Origin of the sequence: Photorhabdus sp. CRCIA-P01 (assembly GCF_003545805.1) — a bacterium.
Classification (GTDB): domain Bacteria; phylum Pseudomonadota; class Gammaproteobacteria; order Enterobacterales; family Enterobacteriaceae; genus Photorhabdus; species Photorhabdus antumapuensis.
On the sequence record NZ_NMQR01000169.1, the window covers coordinates 1 to 1,386 of the forward strand.

Below are 1,386 nucleotides of genomic sequence, written 5' to 3' on the forward strand. Positions count from 1 at the left end.
CCCAGTGGGGGGTGATAGCGCTGGCGGCATTGTGGGGCGTGGGCAGTGTGACTTCATTTTTTGCCAACCGTCATCAGATAGCGGTCAGTCGTGAACGAATCAGCGAGGCCGGTGACCCTCAGGAAGCTTTATCGGCCCGTCTGCTCAGTCAGCATGACTTGCAATTGCAGATTGACCGGTTGCAGCACCAGTCAGCGCATGGGACACCGTGGTACAGCCGTTTTGGGCTCAATCAGAATGATGCCCTACTGAAAGTGATGTGGCCGGTGTATCAACGCAATAATGCCGAGCTGATACGTGATGCCGCTGCCCGGTTGCTCCATCAGCGTCTGACCGAACTGGTGAATCTGCCGGCGGGCAGTGCACAGCGTCATCAGCGTATCAATTCGGCGTACAACCAGTTGAAAGTGTATCTGATGATGGCTCAGCCGGAAAAAGCCCAGGCGGCCTTTATGCGCCGGGTGTTGATGGAAAACTGGCCGCGGCGGGCCGGGGTGACGGATGGCTTGTGGCAAAACAGCGGTGAGGCATTAGTGACTTTTTATGCGGAGAATTTGCCGCGCCACCCGGAGTGGAAAATCAGCGTGGATAACGGGTTGGTCGGTGAAGTGCGTCAGATATTGCTCAATCAGCTTGGGCAGCGTCAGGCGGAAACGGTGCTGTACCAGAAAATATTGCAACAGGTGGCCCACGGTTACGGCGATTTAAGGCTGGCGCAGATGACCGGGGTTACTGATGCGAGCCGTCTGTTTACCACCGATAAGGTAGTACCGGGGATGTTTACCCGTCAGGCGTGGGAGGGGCAGGTACAAAAAGCGATAGCGCAGGTGGTGGCTGCCCGGCAGGAGGAGATTGACTGGGTGCTCAGTGACGGTCGTCAGCCGGTATTGAAGGCGGTTTCACCGGCGGAGTTGAAAGCCCGATTGACGGAACGTTATTTCACCGATTTCGCCGGGGCGTGGCTGAACTTTCTCAACAGTTTGCGCTGGAATAAAGTGCATAACCTTGCTGATACCATTGACCAGTTAACCGTCATGGCGGATGTGCGTCAGTCGCCGTTGATTGCCCTGATGGACACGCTGGCTTATCAGGGCGAAACCGGCCAGCAGGGGACGGCGTTAGCGGATTCGCTGGTGAAATCGGCACAAAACCTGTTCCAGAAAAGTAAGCTGCCGGCGATTGACTCGCCCCGCATGCCATCGGGGCCACTGGATAACGCGTTTGGCCCGTTATTAGCGCTGATGGGCAAAAGCCCGGCGGAAAACGGGATGACGGCGGACCCGTCACTCAGTCTGCAAACCTTCCTGACGCGGGTAACCCGGGTGCGTCTGGTGCTGCAACAACTGGCGAATACCGATGACCCTCCGGCAGTGATGGAAGCCCTGG

The 1,386-nt window shown here is 57.2% G+C and carries 1 protein-coding gene; it reads left to right on the top strand.

What is annotated here, in order from left to right; genetic code table 11:
• The coding region (locus D3222_RS24565; protein WP_198672933.1) for an ImcF-related family protein at window positions 1-1,386 on the top strand (1,386 nt) is incomplete at both ends.